Source organism: Campylobacter sp. 19-13652 (genome assembly GCF_019702925.1).
Classification (GTDB): domain Bacteria; phylum Campylobacterota; class Campylobacteria; order Campylobacterales; family Campylobacteraceae; genus Campylobacter_A.
Window position 1 is genome coordinate 958,616 of sequence record NZ_AP024713.1, and the last position, 16,940, is coordinate 975,555.

At 39.9% G+C, this 16,940-nt stretch carries 15 protein-coding genes; 4 read left to right on the plus strand and 11 right to left on the minus strand.

Features of this window, described 5'->3' with window-relative positions:
* Window positions 1-53: 53 nt before the first annotated feature.
* From LBC_RS04685 to LBC_RS04700, 4 genes are read left to right on the plus strand one after another with little or no spacing between them, the layout of a single operon-like run.
* A complete protein-coding gene (locus tag LBC_RS04685) occupies window positions 54-311 on the plus strand; it encodes a CBU_0592 family membrane protein (protein WP_260173261.1) in 258 nt (85 codons plus the stop codon).
* Window positions 307-1,302, plus strand: coding sequence for an agmatine deiminase family protein (locus LBC_RS04690; RefSeq protein ID WP_221254961.1), 996 nt, complete (start codon window positions 307-309; stop codon window positions 1,300-1,302). Before LBC_RS04685 ends, LBC_RS04690 begins: the two co-directional genes overlap by 5 nt.
* A complete protein-coding gene (locus tag LBC_RS04695; protein ID WP_260173262.1) occupies window positions 1,299-2,246 on the plus strand; it encodes a cation diffusion facilitator family transporter in 948 nt (315 codons plus the stop codon). The genes LBC_RS04690 and LBC_RS04695 overlap by 4 nt, the downstream gene beginning before the upstream one ends.
* Window positions 2,243-3,115, plus strand: a complete 873-nt coding sequence (locus LBC_RS04700) for a carbon-nitrogen hydrolase (RefSeq protein WP_221253029.1) — start codon at window positions 2,243-2,245, stop codon at window positions 3,113-3,115. Before LBC_RS04695 ends, LBC_RS04700 begins: the two co-directional genes overlap by 4 nt.
* A gap of 590 nt (window positions 3,116-3,705) precedes the next feature.
* Here LBC_RS04700 and LBC_RS04705 read toward each other — a convergent pair.
* The 11 genes from LBC_RS04705 to murJ form a co-directional block, all read right to left on the minus strand.
* The gene (locus tag LBC_RS04705) at window positions 3,706-4,644 is read right to left on the minus strand and encodes a TAXI family TRAP transporter solute-binding subunit (RefSeq protein WP_221253030.1); all 939 of its coding nucleotides are present in this window, start codon (window positions 4,642-4,644) and stop codon (window positions 3,706-3,708) included.
* A 1,391-nt stretch (window positions 4,645-6,035) separates the two neighbouring features.
* Window positions 6,036-6,659 carry a YggS family pyridoxal phosphate-dependent enzyme gene (locus tag LBC_RS04710; RefSeq protein WP_221253032.1) on the minus strand — a complete coding sequence of 208 codons (624 nt, stop codon included), beginning with the start codon at window positions 6,657-6,659 and terminating at the stop codon, window positions 6,036-6,038.
* Window positions 6,659-7,759: an RIP metalloprotease RseP gene (gene rseP, locus LBC_RS04715; RefSeq protein ID WP_221253033.1), complete on the minus strand. Its 1,101-nt coding sequence runs from the start codon at window positions 7,757-7,759 to the stop codon at window positions 6,659-6,661. The genes LBC_RS04710 and rseP overlap by 1 nt, the downstream gene beginning before the upstream one ends.
* Before the next feature lie 8 nt (window positions 7,760-7,767).
* Window positions 7,768-8,325: a CDP-diacylglycerol--glycerol-3-phosphate 3-phosphatidyltransferase gene (pgsA, locus tag LBC_RS04720; protein ID WP_221253038.1), complete on the minus strand. Its 558-nt coding sequence runs from the start codon at window positions 8,323-8,325 to the stop codon at window positions 7,768-7,770.
* Window positions 8,322-9,107, minus strand: a complete 786-nt coding sequence (locus tag LBC_RS04725) for an enoyl-ACP reductase (RefSeq protein WP_221253040.1) — start codon at window positions 9,105-9,107, stop codon at window positions 8,322-8,324. The genes pgsA and LBC_RS04725 overlap by 4 nt, the downstream gene beginning before the upstream one ends.
* Window positions 9,107-10,006: a 4-hydroxy-tetrahydrodipicolinate synthase gene (dapA, locus tag LBC_RS04730; protein WP_221253042.1), complete on the minus strand. Its 900-nt coding sequence runs from the start codon at window positions 10,004-10,006 to the stop codon at window positions 9,107-9,109. Before dapA ends, LBC_RS04725 begins: the two co-directional genes overlap by 1 nt.
* Window positions 9,984-11,252, minus strand: a complete 1,269-nt coding sequence (locus LBC_RS04735) for a pitrilysin family protein (RefSeq protein ID WP_221253044.1) — start codon at window positions 11,250-11,252, stop codon at window positions 9,984-9,986. Before LBC_RS04735 ends, dapA begins: the two co-directional genes overlap by 23 nt.
* Window positions 11,245-12,321: a quinone-dependent dihydroorotate dehydrogenase gene (locus tag LBC_RS04740; RefSeq protein WP_221253046.1), complete on the minus strand. Its 1,077-nt coding sequence runs from the start codon at window positions 12,319-12,321 to the stop codon at window positions 11,245-11,247. Before LBC_RS04740 ends, LBC_RS04735 begins: the two co-directional genes overlap by 8 nt.
* Window positions 12,322-12,366: 45 nt before the next feature.
* Window positions 12,367-14,082, minus strand: coding sequence for an ABC transporter ATP-binding protein (locus LBC_RS04745; protein WP_221253048.1), 1,716 nt, complete (start codon window positions 14,080-14,082; stop codon window positions 12,367-12,369).
* Window positions 14,079-15,476, minus strand: a complete 1,398-nt coding sequence (gene cysS, locus LBC_RS04750; protein WP_221253050.1) for a cysteine--tRNA ligase — start codon at window positions 15,474-15,476, stop codon at window positions 14,079-14,081. The genes LBC_RS04745 and cysS overlap by 4 nt, the downstream gene beginning before the upstream one ends.
* The gene (murJ, locus tag LBC_RS04755; RefSeq protein WP_221253052.1) at window positions 15,460-16,875 is read right to left on the minus strand and encodes a murein biosynthesis integral membrane protein MurJ; all 1,416 of its coding nucleotides are present in this window, start codon (window positions 16,873-16,875) and stop codon (window positions 15,460-15,462) included. The genes cysS and murJ overlap by 17 nt, the downstream gene beginning before the upstream one ends.
* Window positions 16,876-16,940: the final 65 nt, after the last annotated feature.

Consider the following 16,940-nt stretch of genomic DNA (forward strand, 5'->3'; position numbering starts at 1 on the left):
TAGGTAAATTTTAGTATAATCAGCCCTTTGAGTTAAATTTAAGGACGCAAAAAGTGGATATATATCAGTTTATCGGATTTTTGGGTATGGTTTGCGTTGTGGGGGCGTATTTTCTGCTTCAAATAGGCAAAGCAAGCAGCGATAGCGTGGCGTTTTTAAGCATAAATTTAATAGGTGCAGTGCTGCTTATAATCTCGCTTTTAGTTCACTTTAACCTTGGCTCATTTTTAATCGAAGTTTTTTGGATAATCATAACCTTAATAGGATTTTATAAACTTTACAAAAAAAGGGGCAAAAATGGCGCAAATTAGGGCATTTGCAGAGTGGGAGGAGCAGGAGGCGCTGCTTATATCCTTGCCTCATAAAAATAGCGACTGGGCGGAGTATTTAGATGAAATTTTAGCCAGCTACGAGGAGCTTTTAAGCGCGGTTTTACCGTATCAGCACTGCGTGGCTATTTGCGAGGATGAGGGAGTTTTACGCCAGTTTGAGCGGTTTAAAAACATAGGACAGGGCTGTGAGCTGCTTTGCGTGCCAACGGACGATACGTGGATTAGAGACTATGGGCTAATTGACGTATCAAGCGACAATGAAAAGGGCGGCGTGTTAAGCTATGATTTTAAATTTAATGCCTGGGGCGGGAAGTTTTCAAGCTCTAAAGACAACGCCGTAAACGCCTATCTTGCAAAGCATTTTGGCACTCCAGTTAAGAGCGTGGATATGGTGCTTGAGGGTGGAAGCGTGGAATTTAACGGCGCTGGAGTACTGCTAACTACGACTGAGTGCCTCCTAAACGATAATAGAAACTCAAGCCTAAACAAAGCCCAGATTGAGGAAAAGCTTAAAGAGCTTTTTGGCCTAGAGCGGGTGGTGTGGCTAGAAAATGGCTTTATAAGAGGCGATGACACAGATAGCCACGTAGACACTCTAGCACGCTTCATAGCCCCAGATATCGTCGCTCATGCCATATGCGAGGATAGCGGCGACGAGCATTTTGCGCCGCTTCGTGCTATGGCTAGCGAGATAGAGGCAGCTGGATTTAAGCGCATCGAGCTACCTCTGCCAGCAGCAAAATATTACGGAGATAAAAGGTTAGGCTGTACGTATACAAATTTTATCTTTGTAAATGGTGCGCTAATAGTGCCGACATATGATGATGCGATGGATGAAGTAGTGCTATCTCGCCTACGTAAGGCTCTGCCAAATCACGATATAATCGGCGTTAACTCGCTTGTGTTTGTAAGGCAAAATGGCTCGCTTCACTGCTCCAGCCAAAACCGCTTTAAAAGGGCTAAATCGTGAGCGTGAGTGCGGATAAAAAGCAGGCTCATTTTCGCCTAAAAAAGCTAGCCATAATCTCAGCTAGTGCGACAAGTGTGCTTTTGGCTGTGATTAAATTTATCGCAGGGATTGCAAGTGGCTCTATCTCGGTGCTTAGTTCTGCGATTGATTCAATGCTTGATTGCTTGATTTCGGTATTAAATTTTTTCGCACTTAAAAAATCCAGTGATGCGCCAAATGCGAGATTTAACTACGGCTTTGGCAAAATCGAGGCTTTAAGCTCACTTTTTGAGGGTACTTTTATCATAGGTGTGGGGATTTTTATATTTTATGAAAGCGTGCTAAAAATTGTGCATGGCAAAGAGGCTGTGAGTGTGGATATAGGACTATATATCATGCTTGCTTCAATGCTTATAACAGGCGCTTTAATCGCCTTTTTAAGCCATGTAGCAAAGCTTACAAACGACCTTATCATACGCACAGACGCACTTCATTATAAAAGCGACCTTTACACAAATGCCGCCATCGTTATTGCTTTAATTATTATTAAATTTACTGGCTTTTGGCTAATAGACCCACTCCTTGGCATAGCCGCAAGTGCTTATATTATTTATAGTGCGATAAAACTCGTAAAAGAGGGCATTTTCATACTTCTAGATGCCGCAATAAGCGAGAGCGAACAGCAAAAAATAGTCCAGATTATACTATCGTTTAAGCAAGTATTAAGCTTTCACTACTTTAAATCTAGAAAAAGCGCAAATACCGTATTTTTAAGCTATCATTTAGTCTTTCAAGAGGGCATAGCTCTAGCCAAAGCGCATCAAATTTCAGACCAAATAATAGCCCAAATAAAGGCGAGCTTTCCTGATAGCGAATGGATAATTACTCCTGAGTTTGACCCAGTAGATGATAGCGATGAGGACATAAAAGAGGAGCTAAGATGTATAATAAAGGAGCAAGAATGAAAGTAGGGTTAATCCAGCAAAAATACCACGGCAGCACCGAAGCGACAAATCAAAAAACAGTAGAGCTAATCACAAAGGCAGCTAATAAAGGCGCTCAGTTAGTCGTATTGCAAGAGCTTCATCAAAGCGCCTATTTTTGTCAAAGTGAAAATGTGGATTTTTTTGACATAGCTGGCGATTTTAACGCTCAAGTGGCATACTGGGGCGAAGTGGCTAGGCAAAATGCTGTAGTACTTGTAGTAAGCTTGTTTGAAAAGCGAAGTGAGGGGCTTTATCACAACACCGCAGTGGTCTTTGAAAAAGACGGCAGCATGGCTGGTAAATACCGCAAGATGCATATACCCGATGATCCGCAGTTTTACGAAAAGTACTATTTTACCCCAGGCGATTTGGGTTTTAAGCCGATAAATACAAGCGTAGGAAAGCTAGGAGTGCTTGTGTGCTGGGATCAATGGTATCCAGAAGCAGCCAGACTAATGGCACTGGCTGGGGCGCAAATGCTTATCTATCCTACAGCGATAGGGTGGTTTGATGCGGACACAGAGGATGAGAAGCGCCGCCAAAAAGATGCTTGGCTAGCGGTACAAAGAGGGCATGCTGTAGCAAATACACTGCCAGTTATGGCGGTTAACCGCGTGGGCTTTGAGCCTGATACTAGCGGCGTGGGGCAGGGGATACGCTTTTGGGGCAGCAGCTTTGTTTACGGAGCGCAGGGCGAGGAGCTTTTTATGGCTGATGAGACAAGCGAGGAGGCGTATATCGTAGAAATAGATATGGCACGAACCGAGCAAGTGCGCCGATGGTGGCCATTTTTACGTGATAGGAGAATTGAATTTTATAAAGATTTGACAAAGCGTTTCATAGATTAGGTATGATTAAATTTATCACTGATTTAATGGGTTTAAATTTTAAAATCCGCTTAACTTTAATCTAGGCGGATTTTTCGCTAACACTGCAAAAAAGTTTTGATAGCTAGATCTATATTTAAGCAAAATATCAAAATAAGAATTGCTCCATGTAAGACGCATCAAAGCAAGCTAGCTTAGAGCTATCCTATCAAGTTTAATTGCTCATTTATGTAAATTAAAACAATAATTTTTAATGCTCTTTTAAAGAATATAATATTATTTTAAACCTTATCACAAGACTAGAGTTAATAATTTACACTACAATTGCTCTGCTAGCAAAACTTTATAATACATGTTGGTTAAAATTCGATACAGATAATTTTCTAAAGCACGGAGTTAAGTAGTCTTAAAAGTTTTAATTTACGTTTGCTGCTCTAAATTTAAAGCCTGCTTTGAATTATGCTAGTAGCCTCAAACTTTATCTACCGAAACACTTAGATTTTGCAACAACACACAATGCCTTAAATTCCTCTGCAAATCAAGATATTTGCAGTTTTAGATTTAGCCCTAAGTAAGCAAAAAATGGTGGGGCAAGCGCCCCAAAAAATAGCCTATTTTACTATACCGGCTTCTTGATATACCTTTAAGGCCGCTTTGTGAAGCGGAGCTACCACGCCCTCAATAAGGCTCTCTTTGGTTACTGATTTTAAAGCGGTATGCAGGCTTTTATACTCGTCAAAGTTATCAAGCACGCCCTTTACCACGGCTTCGACCGCTTCATCACTCACGCTCTCATCAGCCACTAGCACTGCTTTTACACCTATGCTATTTACGTCATAGTCTACGCCCTCATATGTACCCTTTGGTATTACGCCTTTTGCAAAGTACGGATATTTGGCTATCATGGCGTCTATTTGCTCGCCATCAACATTTAGTATATCAATTGGCAACGAATTTGAAGCATCTGTGATATTTGCTGTAGGATGCCCTGCAACAAAGCTATATCCGTCAATTTTTTTATCCTTTAGTGCGTGTGGGCATTCAGAGACTGTAAGCACCCCTCTATACCCCAGCTTATCCGTATCAAAGCCCTTTGCTTCAAAGACTTTTAAAGTAGTAAATTCATTACCGCTACCTGGGTTTCCTACATTATATTTCTTGCCAGCTAGCTCGGCGATATTTTTTATTCCTGACTCCTTTGAGACAACCATAGCTAAAAGCTCAGGATACACCGACATCACTGCTCGTAGCTTTTTATCTGGCTTACCTTCAAATTTGCCAGTGCCGTTGTATTTATCATAGACGACGTCGCTTTGCACAAAGCCAAAGCTTAGCTCGCCTTTTAGCACGTTATTTACATTATAAACAGAGCCGCCAGTTGATTGTACGGAGCATTTTATGTTTGGATTTTTATTTGCCATACGACATATTGCGCCACCTACTGGATAGTATGTGCCCGTCATGCTTCCAGTACCTATGTTTACAAATTCTTTCGCCCCAAGACTTGAAGCAAATAACGCAGTTGCTAGTAATAGTGAACTTTTTTTCATGATCTCCTCCTATGGAAAGTTGAGTATTATCGCAAATTTTTTGTTAAAAAAATATTAACTAAGTAAAATAATGTTATACTTTTATCATTCTTAGGAAAAGAGGCTTATTGCGGAATTTTATAAAAAGCAATGGCAGGAATTTTATGAAAATGCGTGGAGTTTTAGGATTGAGTTTTTAAAATAAAGCAGCGCCACTATCTAAGCGTAAATAAAACCAAATAAAAGTACAGTGGCATGAGTTTGAGATAGGGCAGGGCAACTCTTTAAGCTTTGCTAGGGTGTCGATAATAAAGCTACAGGCATCTGTGGCAATACGCAGTCGCACTAATCACGCAAGCTATAGGGCGGATTTTTTAATCGATGTCTTTGGTGCAAGTGGCGGAAATTATGACTGCATAATCGAGTTTGGATAGGATATGGGCGCAATATTTTTAAGATATTTTACAAAGGCAAAGCTAAGGCGAGCCGTATTTGGTAGCCAATCTACTAAATACGACGTAGAAATAACCACCAAACTAGCCTAAAGTGCACCTAGACTGGAAGCGACATTTTTTCACTTTAAGTATATCAAGCCAAATCTAGATCTAATAAAATCTCGAAGCTTTAAAAAGGTGTTTGTTTTTATATGCCACAGCATAGAGCAGGTGCAAAATATCGGCAATGAGTGGTTTGGCGCGATTGCAGATGTGGCTAATTATACAATGTCTACACCTTAATCTGTATGGATTTCAAACGGCTAAGCTAGGCAAGGTTAGCAAGGAGCATTTAAATTTATGCGACAAAAAGACTAGAATGAGAACTTTTAAAAAACCATCACAAGCTCGGTAAAAAAATGGCAAGATAGAACTAGATGATACTGTGCTTGAGATAGGTTGTAAATACTAGTTTATACAGGCTCCATAGAATGCTGGCGTTTAAATTTAAAAATCATAAGGCTTTATTTTGGCTTTTATTTGGTGCTATTACAAAAAAGTACTGTTTTAAAGTTTTAGTTTTTTATTTAAAAGCCCGCAAAATGATATATGCAGCAATTGCCTGCTAAGCAAAAACTTCTCACAATACTTTGTAACTTAGTATAGACAGGGTATTTCAAATTTGGTGCAAGTAATCATACTGCAAACAAGCGGTTTTTATAAATATAAGTGCTTGTTTGCATAACTTTCACTACGACTTACCTAGCTAAGTGCGCAAAAAACAAATTTTAAGTTAAATTTATGCAATAGGGCACTAGCAGAGCAAAATCATAGCGCTAAACTTTAATAATCAAACAAAGCGATAAATACACGCATTTGCCAAAATCCAAGTTTTTTAGAATTCAAAAAAGTTTAAGTTCATTAAGGATTATAAGATTAAAAACATAAACTATAAACAGAAAAGTATAAAATTTAAAATTATTTAAATAAAATAGAGCCAAGTCTTAGCATATTTGAGCCGCATTTTAAAGCTATTTCAAAATCCCCACTCATTCCCATAGAGCAGATTTTAGCGCCACTTAAATCATCAAACAGCCTTCTAGTCGCCTCAAAGCTAGCCACTACCGCGCTTTTTTCATCAGAGTGCGCACCAATACTCATCACGCCAAGGAGTTTGATATTTTTGCATTTTTCGCCTATCTCATGCCACGCATCGCATGCAGAATGCAGGCTAAAGCCCTGTTTACTATCCTCATCTGCGCTATTTATCTGAAGTAGGGTGGGTAACTCGCAAGTAAGCCTAGCATCTACAGCTAGCGCCTTTTGTACACTTTCACAGCTTTGCCACATTGTTGGATTTGCGCTTAATAGCTGATTTATCTTATTGCTTTGAAGCCTGCCTATAAAATGCCAAGATAGATTTAAGCTTTTAAGCTCGTTCTTTTTTGCCACTAAATCCTGCACTTTATTTTCGCCAAACTCAAGCTGCCCTTCTTGAGCTAGCTGCGCTACAGCCGCCGCATCTACATATTTGCTCACAGCCACGACCCTCACACCATCACCACCTATCTTGCGCACACGCTCAAGCACTTTTAAAATCATTACTGCCCCAGTCTCATAATATCGTTAAAAGTAGCCACTATCATGAGTGTACCAAGCACAGCCCAGCCAGCATATGTAAGGTACTCAAAGGCACGTTTTGGCACAGCGCGCCTGCTTATTAGCTCATAAAGGTTAAAAAGTATATGCCCACCGTCAAGCGCTGGTATAGGTAATAAATTTAAAACCCCTAAATTTACCGATATTAGGGCAACTATGAGTAGTAGCATTTGCAGGCTAGTTTTTGCGGCTTTTGAGGTTACATCGGTGATTTGCATTATGCCACCAACCTCGCTTACTGGCACCACTCCGCTTAGTAGCTTTCCTATGCCAGCAAAAATAAGTCCGCTTGCCTGCCATGTCTGCTCTGCGGCGTATTTTAGGGCGTCAGAGCGATGGTATATTATTACAGTCTCATTTGATGGGCTTATGCCAAGCAGTGGCTTACTGATTTTTTCGCCAAATAAATTTACCCCATCACCCATTTTTGGATATGCGATTAAGGTAAGCTCCTCGTCGCCTCTTTTTAACCTAACCTCACTTTTATCTGTATTTACAAGCGGGCTTATGTCGCTCCACTGCGATACTATTTTGCCATTTATTGATAGAATTTTATCTCCTGATTTTATGCCAGCTATGCTAGCGGCTGAGTCTGGAGCTACGTTAGCCACCACTGTACCAAGCCTTTGTTCGCCCAAAAATCCAATAGCTATATATATAAAAAATGCTAGCAAAAAATTAAATGCAGGCCCAGCTACTAAGATTAAAATTCTCCCAAATGGACTTAGGGTGTTATAGCTATCAGGGTCATTGCTGCTAATGCTTGGGTCTGAGTCATCCTGCCCCTTTAGCTGGACGTATCCACCAAGCGGTATGGCGCTTATTTTATACTCAGTTTGCCCCTTTTTAAAAGAATAAAGCGCCTCACCAAAGCCTATGCTAAAAGCATTTACCCCTACGCCCAAAAGTCTAGCCGCCAAAAAATGCCCCAATTCGTGAAAAAATATCAAAAAACTAATAGCCAAAACAGTAATGATAAAGTGCCATGAATAAGCATAAAGCCCAGCTATTAATAAGCCTAGACTAAATAAAAGGCTTTTCAAATTTTCTCCTAGTTTGTATTTTTTAAGCTCGATTTAGCGCTAGCTTTTGCATAAGACAGCACATAATCTGCCCCAGAATAAAGCGTGAGTGCCACTGCTAACCACAAGAGCGCATTAGCAAAGTGCCACTGCATAATAAGCCAGCCTATAGCTATCATCTGTACGACTGTTTTTACCTTGCCTGCCATATTTGCAGCGACACTTAGCCCCTCGCTAGCCACGACCACCCTAAATCCAGTAATAAAAAATTCTCTAACAAGTATAAGATACACAGCCCACGCATTTGCCCTACCAAGCAGCATAAGCCCCAAAAATGCAGCAAGGGTCAGCATCTTATCAGCCAGCGGATCAAGCACTGCACCTAGCTTTGTCTTTTGATCCCACTCTCTGGCTATGTAGCCATCAAAAAAATCAGTCACACTAGCTAGTACAAATAAAAGCCCAGCAAAATAGTTTACCCAGCTTATATGCACCCCTTGCCAGCTAGCGCCGTCTATAAGGATATAAAACATAAGAGGAGCCAAAGCTATGCGAATAAGAGCTAGGGTGTTTGGCAAATTTATCATTTAAAGGTCGTGCCTCCGTCTATTATAAAGCTATGTCCTGTTACCCAGCTAGCCTTTGATGAGCATAAAAATAGACATGCCCCAGCTAAATCAGTAGGCTGCCCCATGCGTCCTAATGGACTTAAACGTGCCGTGGTATCTCGAACTTCCTCGTAGTTTGTAAATGCCCTTAAAGCGTCAGTCTCAATTGGTCCGCCACTTACGACATTTACCCTGATATTTTTCTCTCCTAGCTCGGTGGCTGCATAGCGTGCCATAGCCTCTACTGCGGCTTTAGCCGTGCCGTGCCCTGCGTAGTTTTCGATGTAGACTAGATTTCCTGTGCTACTTAGGCTTATTATGCTGCCACCACCTACTTTTTCCATTCGTTTAGCTGCTTCTTGGGCGCCAACTACAAAAGCATTTACCGTGGCTGTGAATATATTATTTATCCCACGTGGCTTTAGCTTCATAAATTTAGTATACCCTCCGGCGACTGCGCGTCCTGAGATAATAGCATTTGAGATAAAAAAATCAACTCGGTCAAAATCCTCATCTATCTTTGCAAAAAGCTCCTTATAAGTCTCTGGCTCAAGGATATTTAGCGCATACGCACGAGCTTTTATACCGTACTCACGCTCAAGCTTTGTGGCCTGTTCTTTGGCTAGTTCCTCGTTTGAATTATATGTAAAGGCTATATTTGTCCCCATTTTAGCAAACTCATGCACTATGGCGTGTCCTATACCCCTAGTACCACCGCTAATAACTAGTGTTTTTGCTTTAAATTCATTGGCTTCTACCATTAAAATCCTTTAATATCATATTGTTTCATAATGTTTTCTATCTTTTTTAAATTCTCACTACTTGGCTTAGTAAGAGGCAGTCTGTACTCGAGTGTCGGAGTAAGCCCAGCTAGATACATGGCCGCTTTTATAGGTATTGGGTTTGACTCACAAAACATCACTTTATTGATACTGTAAAGCTTATCATTTAGCGCCTTTGCCTCGGCATATTTTTTGCTAAGCGCCATGTGGGTTAGCTCAACCGTTTTATCAGGCAATAAATTTGAAGTAACACTAATCACGCCGCTGCCGCCATTACTAAGCACAGGGTAGTTTATAGCGTCATCTCCGCTTAGTACGCTTAGGCGTGGCTCGTGTGCTAATAAATCCACGCAACGTTCTATATTTCCTGTCGCCTCTTTTACACCATAAATATTTGGACAATCATGAAATAATCTAATGACTGTTTCAGGTGCTATATCACACCCAGTTCTACCTGGTACATTATAGAGTAAAACAGGGATTTCAACGCTATTTGCTATAGCCTTATAATGCTCATAAAGTCCGTTTTGCATAGGCTTATTGTAATATGGCGATACACTTAAAATTCCATCAGCTCCGTGCGCTTGAGCAAACTCCGCAAGCCCAATAGCTTCGTGTGTGGCATTACTCCCAGCCCCAGCTAGCACCTTTACATTAGTGCCTTTACAAACCGCAACTGCTATTTCTATACAGATTCTATGCTCATCATGCGTAAGTGTCGCACTCTCACCAGTTGTGCCTACTGGCACGACTGCATCTATGCCATTTGCAATCTGTCTTTTTATGAGCTTTTCATACGTTTGCTCATCTATTTTGCCATCTTTAAAAGGCGTTATAAGCGCAGTCATTGCCCCATTAATCGTCTTTTGATTCCCCATTTAATCCTCCTTTTAGTAGTATGCAAGTTGAGTGCTTATCTATAAAGTATTTTGATGCTGTCTTTTGTAATAATTCTGCGTCTATTTTATCTATGCTTTCTTTTAGAGAATAAAGCGGAGCAATATCGCCTCTGGCTAGGTAGCTTCCATATAAATTTGCCACCTTTGAAGCGCTGTCAAATGAGTAAATAAAGTCAGATTTTATTAAATTTTTCACCCGCTCTAGGCTAGCTTCGTCTATTTTGTCTGTTTTTACTTTTTCTATGATATTTAAAAGCCTACCCCTTGCATCCTCTGCTTTTACGCCAGGATTGCAAACTATCAAAAATATGAATAAATTCTCATCAATACTATCCATGTTATAAGCATAAACTTGATTTGCTATTTGAGTTTTTTCCACTAACTCTTGCCATAAAAGCGAACTTTTACCATTGCTTAGATATTCGCTTAGTGCGTTTATGGCAGGCTGGTCTTTGTCATTAAAAGGAGGCGTTTTAAACGCAAGTGCTACCATATCCACCTCACTTTTTTTATTTAGCACAGCTGTTCTTGCGCCGTCTTGCTCTGGCTCAATGCAGTGTGGTTTTGCCACAGTCTTATGCTTATTTGGTATGTCTTTAAAGTGCTTTTTAGTTAGCTCAAAGACCTCTTTTTTGCTTATATCTCCACTTACTATTAATATTGCATTATTTGGCTGGTAAAATCGCTCGTGAAAATCCCTAATATCATCTATACTCCAGTTAGCTATATCATTCGTAAAACCTATCGGCGTCCAGTGATATGGGTGGTATAAAAAGGCGTGGTTATAAAGGCGAAAATACAAATATCCAAGCGGATTATTATCTGTCCTCCAGCGCCTTTCTTCAGCTACGACATCTCGTTCTGGTAAAAATTCATTATTTTTTAGCTTTAAATTTTGCATTAAATCAGCATAAAGCCATAGCGCTTTGTCTAAATTTGAGTTTGTGCATTTTATAAAATAGTGGGTATAATCAAAGCCAGTGCTTGCGTTATTTACTCCGCCAAAACCCTTCACTATCTCATCAAATTCACCGGCTTTTAAATTTTTTGTGCTTTTAAAATTTAAATGCTCTAGCATATGAGCTATACCGCTTTTTCCCATTGTTTCGTTTCGGCTACCAACTTTATAAAAAATATCAACACTTATCACCTTTGAGCCTTTATTCAGCGGTATGTGATAAATTTCTAAACCATTTTTTAATCTAGCTTTATTTAATTTAAGCATCATTTTTCCTTATAAGAGCGCCCACAGCCTCGCTTATATGAGCGTATCCATCTTTTGCTAAAAGCTCGCAAAGCCCCTCATTTATTCGTCGTGCTAAAAATGGACCTTCATAGATAAAAGCGCTAAAAACCTGCACCAAACTAGCCCCAAACTTTATACGTTCATATGCCTCATCTGCTGAGCTTATGCCCCCACTTGCTACTATTACACACTTACTATAAAGCTCGCTTGCTACATCTTTTAAAAGTTCTTTTGCCCTAGCAGCTATAACCTTTCCACTAAGCCCGCCAAAGTCTTTTAAATTTGGTGAGCTTGAGAGCGAATAATCGGTACTAGTATTTGCCACTATCACCCCAGCAGCACCTAAATTAACAGCATGTTTACAAAGTTCTACCGCACTTTGATTAGACATATCAGGAGATATTTTTAAAAATACAGGACGGGTGCTTAAGCCATTTAATCGCGAAAATAGCTCGCTAATAAAATCAAAGCTTAAAAGCTCCCTAAGATTAGGCGTATTTGGCGATGATAAATTTATAACAAAAGCATCACAGATAGGATTAAATTTACTAACCAAACTCAGATAATCATCTATGGCATTTTCATTTGGCGTGAGCTTATTTTTGCCGATATTTGCCCAAATAGGCAGGACAAATGGGTACAGCGGCTTTACATTTTTATAAATTTCACTAGCGCCTTTATTGTTAAAGCCCATTGAATTTTGTATGCTCTCCTCTTTTATTAAGCGAAAAAGGCGAGGCTTTGGATTGCCATCTTGTGCTTTTTTGGTAAATGTGCCAAACTCAAGTCCCCCAAAGCCAAGTGCAGCTAAAGGGCGCAACATAGTCGCATTTTTATCAAATCCGCCAGCCATCATCACAGGATTTGGATACATTGCACCAAGTAGGCTTTGCATTAGCTCTGGAGCATTTATGCACGCTTTTTGTGCTATAAAGCTAGATACTACAGGCAAGGCTGTGCAGGTACGCATAGCCATTTCTGCGATGCAGTGAGCCTGCTCTGGATCTAGCTTAAAAAAGATATTCCTTATATTTTTATAATCAAACAAATCATTTTTCCTTACAAAAATTAGCGCATTTTAGCCAAAAATGGCTTAAACTAAGGATTTGTGCTTTAATTTTATATAATCCTCGCAACTTTGGCTAAGGCTTAAATCATCTCCAAAGCCGACTATCTTACCATGGCTTAAAACAGCGATTTTATCAGCTTTTTCGACAGTGCTTAGACGATGTGCGATGACAAATATTATCTTTTGATGTCTTAGCTTTTCTATAGCAGCAGTAATCTCTCTTTCGCTTTCATTATCAAGCGCAGACGTGGCTTCGTCAAATATTAAAATTTGAGGGTTTGAATAAAGCGCCCTAGCTATTGCGATGCGCTGCCTTTGTCCTCCGCTTAAATTTGCTCCAGCCTCGCTGAGTATGCATTTTATACCGCCGTCTAACTCGCTTATAAAGCCATACGCGTTTGCCATTTTAAGCGCCCTTATAACTGCCTCCTCATCATACTCTCTGCCATATGCGACGTTGTGCGCTACAGTATCATTAAAAATATAGACACGTTGGCTTACAAAGCCTATATTTTCTCGCAGGCTTTTAAGACTGTATTCTTTTAAATTTATTCCGTCAACACTAATACTACCGCTATTTGGGTCATAAAATCTCATCAAAAGGCTCATAAGCGAGCTTTTGCCACCACCACTTGCGCCAACAAGTGCTATCATTTGAGATTTTAATGCCGTTAAATTTATACCTTTAAGCGCTAATTTGTTGCCGTAGCTTAGGGTTGCATTGTTAAATTTAATCTCACTAATATCGCCTGATAAATTCCGCTCGCCGCCAACTATACTAGGCTCTAAATCAAGCAGATAAAATGTCCTCTCACTAGCCACCACCGCATCTTGAACTCTACCATAAAGCCCAACTATACGCTTAAGCGGAGTATAAAGCATAAAAAGTGCAGTCAAAAATGAAAAAAATGCACCCACGCTTAGATTATTTGCTATGACGTCGCGGCCACCTATTATAATAACCACAGCCACGCCTATGCTACCTATTGTCTCCATTAGTGGGGACACAAGCTGTCCCACCCTAGTGCTTCCCATGCCTATTTTAAACGCTTTATCATTCTCCTTTACAAAGCGCCCATACTCATAACCCTCAGCATTGCTAGCCTTTACTATCTCTATATTTGTATAAATTTCATTTAAAGCAGAGCTTATATCAGAGGCCTTTTCCTGGCTTTGACGAGAAATTTTTTTCATCTTTTTAGCTAAGCGATAAACTGGATAAATAGCTGCTGGCATGACTATTAGCGCAAAAAAGGCTAGAGTTGGACTTTGATATATCACAACACCCAAAAGACAAATAGCGGTAATTATCTCTCTAACAATCTCAGGGATAATACTAGAAACCACCGCACTAAGACGCCCGATATCTCCAGTAGTACGGCTCATAAGCTCGCCTGTACGCATGGAGTTAAAAAAGCTCATATCAAGCTCTAAGAGATTACGTAGCATTTTCGCACGAAATCTTCTGACGGTATCTTGACCAATATATGCAGTAAAATAAGCCTGCATAAAAGTGCCTAAGTTTTTAAGCAGATAAATAGCAATAATTGCATATGGTAATAGATAAAGTAGCTGTTCGTTTTTTTCTACAAATATTTTATTTAGAACTGGTTCAACTAAATACGCACTTCCAGCACTTCCCCCACTAGCAAGCAGCATGCCTATAATAGCTAATGCAAACTGCGGAATATAATCTTTAAAATAGGATTTAAACCGCTTAAAAACGTCAAGTAAAGTCATATTTTCTCCCACATAGTACCGTTTGGTGTGTCTTGAATAGCTACACCCTCGCTTTCAAGCTCACTTCTAATACTATCTGCGCTTACATAGTCTTTTTGAGCTTTTGCTGCCTCGCGTGCTTTTATCAGCTTTTGAATGCGCTCTTTTTGCTCATCATTTACTCCATGCTGAAAATATTCAAATGCGTCCATTTGCCCAATTCCTAGCAGTTCTGACGCTACTTTTATGCACGAAATAGCACTTTGCTTTGCAATTTTATCTTTTAGGTTTGTATCAAGAGCCTCATTTATGCTTTTTATCTTTTCGTCTAAAATAGCAAGTGCTTTTGAGGTATTTAAATCATCACTTAATGCTTCTAAAAGCTCTGCTTTAAATTTTTCAGCCTCATCGCTTTTGCCGTTATCATTTACTCCATAAATACGTTTTTTTAAACGGTAAAGCTTATCAAGACGCTTTTTTGACGCACTTAAATCATCTAGTGTATAGTTAAAATGCGCCCTATAATGCGCACTCATCAGATAAAATCTAATCACCTCACCGGCAAAAAGCACTAATGCATCTTTTAAGAAAAAGCTATTTCCTAGGCTTTTACTCATCTTTTCATTGTTTATATTTATAAAGCCATTATGTAGCCATAAATTTGCCAGATTTGCTCCAGCGTAACCACATCTGCACTGCGCAGCTTCATTTTCATGATGAGGAAAAAGCAGATCAACTCCACCAGCATGAATATCAATAAGCGCACTTTTTTGGCTATTTTGCTTAAATATATCGGCTATCATCGCAACGCACTCTGTATGCCAACCTGGACGCCCTTTGCCAAATGGCGCATCGTACCAACTATCATCAAATTTCCAAAGCGCAAAGTCCTTTTGGTTTAGCTTATCCACGCTGTTTTCCACTCTAGCTTGCGCGTCTATGTCTGTCCTACCGCTTAGGCTTAGATAGGCGCTATCTTTTTGCGTGTTAAAATAAATCCCATCATCAAGCCTGTAAGCTACGCCATTTTTAAGCAAGCTTTCGATTAAGCTTATCATCGAGCCAATATACTCAGTCGCTCTAGGCTTAAAGCTAGGCTCTAGCACATTAAGAGCTGCCATATCGGCTTCGTACCCAGCGATATAATGCGCTGTTATCTGCTCTAGGCTCTCTTTGCTTTCTTGCATTTTTTTTATGATTTTATCGTCTATATCGGTGTAGTTTCTAGCAAATTTAACCTCATATCCAAGCCCCATTAAAGCTCGCCTTAAAATATCAAAGCTCACAGCAGACCTAGCGTGTCCTAAATGCGCATCATCATACACGGTTGGTCCGCACAGATAAATGCTGACTTCGCCTGAATTTATAGGCTCTAGCTTTGTTTTTGACTTTGTTTTGCTATCGTAAATATACATTAATAAATTCCTTCACCCCCACAAGTATTAAGCCCTGCGTAGCTATTGCTAAAATTAAAATTAGGGATTTTTTGAGGCTAATTATAGCAAAAAAGTTTTTCCTGCCAAAATAAAATAAATAAAGCCCAAGCTGCAAAAATCCGCCTATCGAACTAGCCAGCGCTATGCCAGCAGCTCCTAAATACTGCATTAAAATAGCAGCCAAGATTAAATTTATAACAACAGATAAAATAGCGATTTTTGCCGCTGTTTTTTGCGCCATTTTTGCGTATAGCCAAAGCGAGAAAATCTTTGCTAGCCCAAACGGCACAAGCCCCACCAAATATGCGCTTAAAACCTCCGCTGTAGCCACAGTATCTGCGGCGCTAAAATTCCCCCGCTCAAACAAAAGCCACACTATAAACTCGCTAAGCCCTATCCCCCAAAGCGCGGCACTTGCAAGCAAAAACAAAAGCACATATCCGCTTTTTGAGATTAAGCTTAAGGCCGTGCTTTCGTCATTTGATTTTAAAAGGCGGTTAATCCTGACAAAAAGCGGCTGCGCCAAAGCTATGGCAAAAACAGCAAGCGGAAGCTGAAAAATGCGGTTTGCGTAAAAAAGATAGCTAATCGCCCCAGAAGCCAAAAAGCTAGCCAGCCACGTGTCTATAAACGCGCTTAGTTGAAGCGCAGAACTACCCACCAAAGCATGCGTAAACTGCGAGTAAAAGCCGCTTAGGCTTACCTGCCTTTTTTTATTTTTGCTTAAAATTTTATCCTTAAACGCTAGATAAAGCGTTGGACCCATGCGCTTTTTAGAAATTACAAAAATATGTAAAAGTACCTGTAAAATCCCACCTATAATAACACCGTAACTTAGCGCATAAGCGACCTCTTTTGCACCGTATTCTCTAGCGATTATAAGCGCACAAATCATTGATAAATTTAAAAGCGAAGTCGAAAAAGCCGTCGTAGCAAAATGCCCCTCATACTGCAAAAGCGCACCCAAAAATGTAACGCAATAAATAAAAAACAGATAGAAAAAATTTATCCCCACAAGCGGAGCTGCGCTAATGATTTCATCCTCGCTTAATCCTGTGGCTATAACTCTTGTAAACGGTACACTAAAAACCGTCACCAAAGCACAAGCAAAAAGTGCAGCTAGCGCAAACCTTAAAAACACAGAAGCAGCAAAAGCGCCTTTAAACCTTGAAATTGTAAATGCTGGCAAAAACGCCTGAGAAAATGCCCCCTCGCCAAAAATCCTGCGAAATAAATTTGGCACTTTAAAAGCTATAAAAAATATATCAGCCCATACCCCAGCCCCTAGTATACTAGCACTTAGCAAATCCCTACAAAGCCCTAAAATACGTGATACCACAATACCAGCTGAGTTTGAAAAAAAGCCCTTTATTACCATTAATAAACTTCCTTGAATTTCAAAGACAAGCAGTATAACCAAATTTTAATGAATTTTTAGCAATA